The organism is Pseudonocardia lacus (assembly GCF_018531445.1).
In the GTDB taxonomy this organism is placed as follows: Bacteria; Actinomycetota; Actinomycetes; order Mycobacteriales; family Pseudonocardiaceae; genus Pseudonocardia; species Pseudonocardia lacus.
Genome location: NZ_JAHDTH010000340.1, coordinates 1 through 4808, shown reverse-complemented (window position 1 = coordinate 4808; position 4808 = coordinate 1). Strand labels below are relative to the sequence as shown.

The following is a 4808-nucleotide window of genomic DNA, read 5'->3' as shown; positions in this document are numbered from 1 at the left end:
GGCGGCCGCGCTGCCGCGGCCGACCGCGCCGCGCTGCACCGGGCCGACGGGGCCGCCTGGACCGTCTCGGACGTGCCGCTGCTCGACGAGGCCTTCGAGCTGCTCGGCCGCGAGCCCGACCGGCGCCCGGCCGAGCGCGAGCGGGCCCGCGCCGCCGAGGTCGCGAAGGTCGCCGAGGACGTGCGGGTCATGCTGGACGACGAGGCGTTCGCCGACGACGACGAGATCCTGACCGCCGACCTGGTCTCCACCGACGTCCTGGCCGACCGGCAGCGCGAGCTCGACACCCGCAGCACCGCCGAGCGGGCCGCCGCCGACCGCGAGTGGATCTACGGGCACGTCGTGGTCGACGAGGCCCAGGAGCTGTCCGCGATGGACTGGCGGATGCTCGTGCGGCGCTGCCCCACCCGGTCCTTCACCGTCGTCGGCGACCTGGCCCAGCGCCGGGCCGCGGGCGGGGTGCGGGCGTGGGAGCAGGTCGCCGACGGCGCGCTGCCCGGGCGGTGGACGCTGCGCCGGCTCTCGGTCGACTACCGCACGCCGGCCGAGGTCGCCGCCGTGGCCGCCGACGTGCTGGCCGAGCACCTGCCCGGGCACACCGCGCCGCGCCCGGTCCGCTCGACCGGGACGGTGCCGTGGGCCCGGCGGGTCGCCCCCGACGAGCTGGGAGCGGCGGTGCGTGCGGCCGTCACCGACGCCGCCGGGCCCGGCACGACGGCCGTCATCACCCCCGTGCCGCTGCCGGACGTCCCCGGCGCGACGGTGCTGGCCCCGCACGAGGCGAAGGGCCTGGAGTTCGACGTGGTCGTGCTCGTCGAGCCCGACGAGATCCTCGCCGGCTCCCCCTCCGACCTGTACGTCGCCATCACCCGCGCCACCCAGCAGCTCGGCGTCCTGCACACCCGGCCGCTGCCCGCCGCCCTGCACCGCCTCACCCCCCGCTCCTGAGCCAGGGCGGGAGCCGGCGTCAGAGCTGGAGCGTGGGGGCGAGGTCGACCGCGGCGCGGCGGACGGCCTTGGCCTTGGTGCGGCGCAGCACATCGCGCGGGGCGGCGGCGATGCGGGCCATCACCCCGGCGAGGTGCGCGGCGAGCTGCCCGGGCTCGACGACGACCGAGACCAGGCCCACCGCCAGCGCCTCGCCGGCGTCCAGCGGGCGGCCGGTGAGCAGGAGGTCGCGGGCGACCGCACCGCCCACGGCCGCCTCCAGCGGGGCGTAGACGACGTCGGCCCAGGAGAACTCCGGGTGGGCGAAGCGGGCGGTGGTCGAGGCGAGGCGCACGTCGCAGCAGACGGCGAGGTCGAACGCCCCGGCCAGCGCCGGGCCGTCGACCGCGGCCACGAGCGGCAGCGGGAAGCCGAGCAGCGTGTGGTGGAAGCGGTCGCCGGAGGCCCAGATCCGCGCGGCGAGGTCGGGGTCGGTGCGGGCGCGCTCGAACTCGCGCAGGTCCCACCCGGCGCTGAAGGTGCCGCCCGCGCCGGTGATCGCCACGCCGTGCACCCGCTCGTCGCCGGCCAGGTCGTCGAGCGCATCGGACACCGCGTCGCGCAGCTCGATCGACAGCGCGTTGCGCTGCCGGGGCCTGTCCAGGGTGAGCAACGCCCACCGGTCGCGCCGGTCGATGGTCAGCACCGCGCCCTCCAATGCTCGTACGATCGTGCGAGCAGTTTAGGGTGGTCGCATGCCCCACGACCAGCCCGATGGCCGGCGCACCGCCACCCGCGACCGGCTGATCCGCTCGGCGGTCGAGCAGTTCCGCCGGCGGGGTGTCGGCGCGGTCGGGGTGGCCGAGGTCTGCGCCGGGGCCGGGGTCGGCAAGGGCGTGTTCGCCCACCACTTCCCGGGCGGCAAGGCCGAGCTGGTCGCGGCCGCCACCGCCGCCAACGGTGCCGACGTGCGAGCCCTGCTCGCCCACCGCACGGCGTCCGACCGCCCCCTCCCCGAGCTGGTCCGCGGCTTCTTCGCGGGCTACGCGCGGCTGATGCGCGAGCGCGGCACCGACTACGGGTGCCCGGTGGCCGCCGGCGTCGTCGACGCCTCGGCACTCTCGGCCCAGGCCCGCCGCGCCGCCGACGAGGCGTTCTCGTCGTGGTCGGCCCAGCTCGCCCGGCGCTGCCCCGACGACGTCGCCGAGCTCGTGATCGCCACCCTGGAGGGCGCGATCCTGCTGGCCCGCGCGGCCGACGACCCCGCCGTCCTCGACCGCACCGGCAGCACCCTCGCCGGCCTCCTGGCCGCGCCGACTGCCTGAACCAGTGGCAGGTGGCGGTGCGGCGGCGTCCCCGGACGACGCGGGCGGCTCGAACGTGACGGGCCGGCCCGGGCGCGGGTCAGCGCGTCTGCTCCAGCTCGAAGGCGTCCTCGCCGATCCACACGCGCAGGCCGTCGGCGTCGTCGGTGAGGTAGCCGTCCTCCTCCTCGCCGAGCTCGCGGGCGGCGTCGAGGGCGTGGTGGCCGTACTCGATGCGGCCGCCGCCGAGGTCGCGCGGACGGTACTCGGAGGCCAGCCGGGCGGTGCGGCTCTCCGTGGCCAACCAGCGGGCGTTGCCCTCGCCGACCTCGGCCACCCACAGCTCATCGCGCACGAGCAGAGTGTGCCCCGCGAACGACCTGTGGGCTAGATCACCGGGCTCGGCGAAGATTCTCCGCACGACCCGTAACCGCGGCCGCCGCGCGGCGTTGAAGACCGTGACCGGGCCGGCGGGACTGGGGAGCCCTCGCCGGCGCCGGTCGATTCTCTCGCCGCCGGTCAGCGACCGACCAGGCGGAACACCGGGAAGCCGGGCGCGATCTCGAGCAGGGTCGCGTCCGGCGACCCCTTGTCGACGCCCTCGAAGAAGCGCCCGACCTCCCACGCCCACTTGCGCAGGTACTCCCGCAGGATCGGCGGCTTGTCGGCGTCGGCCAGCTCCTCGACGGTGAACTCCTCGACCTTGCGCCCCAGCCGCAGCTCCCCGCCGCCGGCCGCGCGCATGTTGCGCACCCACTGGGTGTGGCCGCGCGGGGCGACCAGGTAGCGCTCGCCGTCGAGGACGAGCAGGTTGACCGGGACGGTCCGCCACTGCCCGCTGGAGCGGCCGCGGACGGCGAGGACGCGCGAGCCCATCACGCTGATGCCGCGGCGGGTGACCCACTGCATGACGGAGTTGAAGACGCGGTCGCCGCGGCTGGGGACGAGGTTGCGCTGGGCGGTGGTCATGGGGTTCCTCCTCAGTTCGAGAGCAGTGCTCTCTGTTAGGAACAGTGAACCCCACTCTCGATTCCCTGTCAAGAGCACTGCTCTCGATCGAGTCCACCGCTACATCTCGGCCAGCCCCGCCCGGTAGCCGGCGATGACCAGCTGGGCCCGGTCGCGGGCGCCGAGCTTGCTCATCAACCGGCCGATGTGGGTCTTGACCGTGCCCCGGCTCAGCCACAGCCGCTGCTCGATCTCGGCGTTGGACAGCCCCTCCGTGATCAGCGCGAGCACCTCCCGCTCGCGCGGTGTCACCCCGGCCAGCACGGCCGCGTCCGGGGCGCGGGTGAACCGGGCGATCAGCCGCCGGGTGACGGTGGGCGCCAGCAGCGCCTCGCCCGCCGCCACCACCCGGATCGCGTCGAGCAGCCGGGCCGCGGGCGCGCCCTTGACCAGGAAGCCGGCCGCCCCGGCGTGCAGTGCCGCGTGCACGTGCTCGTCGAGGTCGAACGTGGTCAGCATGAGCACGCGGGTGTCCGCGCCCGACTCCACGATCCGCCGCGTGGCCTCGACCCCGCCCATCCGCGGCATCCGCACGTCCATCAGCACGACGTCCGGAGTGGCCGCGGCCACCAGTGCGACGGCCTCGTGCCCATCGGCTGCCTCACCTACCACCGCCATGTCGGGCGTCACGTCGAGCAGCAGCCGCAGCGTCGCGCGGATCTCCGGGTCGTCGTCGGCCAGCAGGACCCTCACCGGCTCCGCCACCACCTCGGCCGCCGGCTCGGTCACCAACTCAGTCACGGCCCACCTCCGCGAACGGCAGCCGCGCCCGCACGCCGAACCCGCCGCCCGGCTCCGGACCGACGGCGAGCGTGCCGCCGTGCCGGGCCACCCGCTCGTGCATGCCGCGCAGGCCGTGCCCGGTCGCCACCCGCACCCCCGGCTGCGGGCCCTCGTCGACGACGGCGACGGTGAGGCCGTCGGCGTCGGTGACGAGGTCGAGGCGGCAGCGGGTCGGCCCGGCGTGCCGGCGCACGTTGGTCAGCGCCTCCTGCACGATCCGCAGCGCGGTGGCCCGCACCTCGGCCGGCGCGCCTTCCAGGTCGGCCGACCCGACGTCCACGTCGACACCGGCGGCGCGGGCCTGCTCGACGAGGCGGTGCAGCGGATCGGCGACGGGCGCGCCGACCCGCAGGGCGCCGAGCACGGCCCGGACCTCCTCCAGCGACTCCCGCCCGGTCTGCTCGATGGCCTCCAGCGCCGCCCGGCCCTGCTCGGGGTGGCTGTCGGCGAGGTGGCGGGCCACCGCCGCCCGCATGGTGATCAGGCCCAGGCTGTGGCCGACGGCGTCGTGCACGTCGCGGGCGATGCGCAGGCGTTCCTCGGCCACCGCCTGCCGGGCACGCAGACCGGCCAGCTCCGCGCGGGCCGCCCGGCGGGCCCGCATCGCCCGGCCGAGGCCCCACCCGGCGGCGATCACCACGAGGACGTAGGCCGCCGCCGACGCGGGGGTGGTCGCGAACGACTCCCACCCGGCCGGGACGACGACCCGGCGCACGCCCGGCAGCGCGGCGCCGGCCAGGCCCGCACCGGTCACCGCCACCAGCGCGGCGAGCAGCGCGACCAGCG

The 4808-nt window shown here is 76.6% G+C and carries 7 protein-coding genes; 2 read left to right on the top strand and 5 right to left on the bottom strand.

Features of this window, described 5'->3' with window-relative positions; translation table 11 throughout:
- Positions 1 to 948 (top strand): ATP-binding domain-containing protein (locus KIK08_RS37295; RefSeq protein ID WP_214408028.1); only part of this gene is annotated, 948 nt, incomplete at its 5' end.
- A gap of 19 nt (positions 949 to 967) precedes the next feature.
- Here KIK08_RS37295 and KIK08_RS37290 read toward each other — a convergent pair.
- Positions 968 to 1633 carry an enoyl-CoA hydratase/isomerase family protein gene (locus tag KIK08_RS37290; RefSeq protein ID WP_214408027.1) on the bottom strand — a complete coding sequence of 222 codons (666 nt, stop codon included), beginning with the start codon at positions 1631 to 1633 and terminating at the stop codon, positions 968 to 970.
- A 49-nt stretch (positions 1634 to 1682) separates the two neighbouring features.
- Here KIK08_RS37290 and KIK08_RS37285 point away from each other — a divergent pair, with 49 nt between their 5' ends.
- A complete protein-coding gene (locus KIK08_RS37285; protein ID WP_214408026.1) occupies positions 1683 to 2252 on the top strand; it encodes a TetR/AcrR family transcriptional regulator in 570 nt (189 codons plus the stop codon).
- Positions 2253 to 2331: 79 nt separating this feature from the next.
- Here the strand turns inward: KIK08_RS37285 and KIK08_RS37280 are convergent, their stop codons facing one another.
- The 4 genes from KIK08_RS37280 to KIK08_RS37265 form a co-directional block, all read right to left on the bottom strand.
- On the bottom strand, positions 2332 to 2586 hold the full coding sequence (locus tag KIK08_RS37280; RefSeq protein ID WP_214408025.1) for a hypothetical protein: 255 nt from the start codon (positions 2584 to 2586) through the stop codon (positions 2332 to 2334).
- Between the two features lie 164 nt (positions 2587 to 2750).
- On the bottom strand, positions 2751 to 3200 hold the full coding sequence (locus KIK08_RS37275) for a nitroreductase family deazaflavin-dependent oxidoreductase (protein ID WP_214408024.1): 450 nt from the start codon (positions 3198 to 3200) through the stop codon (positions 2751 to 2753).
- Positions 3201 to 3299: 99 nt separating this feature from the next.
- On the bottom strand, positions 3300 to 3980 hold the full coding sequence (locus tag KIK08_RS37270; protein WP_308258136.1) for a response regulator: 681 nt from the start codon (positions 3978 to 3980) through the stop codon (positions 3300 to 3302).
- Positions 3973 to 4808 (bottom strand): sensor histidine kinase (locus tag KIK08_RS37265; protein WP_214408023.1); only part of this gene is annotated, 836 nt, incomplete at its 5' end. The genes KIK08_RS37270 and KIK08_RS37265, both read right to left, overlap by 8 nt.

Excerpts from the sequence above, each read along its gene's own strand:
- KIK08_RS37275 (WP_214408024.1), bottom strand. The coding sequence starts at position 3,200 with ATGACCACCGCCCAGCGCAACCTCGTCCCCAGCCGCGGCGACCGCGTC.
- KIK08_RS37285 (WP_214408026.1), top strand. The coding sequence starts at position 1,683 with ATGCCCCACGACCAGCCCGATGGCCGGCGCACCGCCACCCGCGACCGG.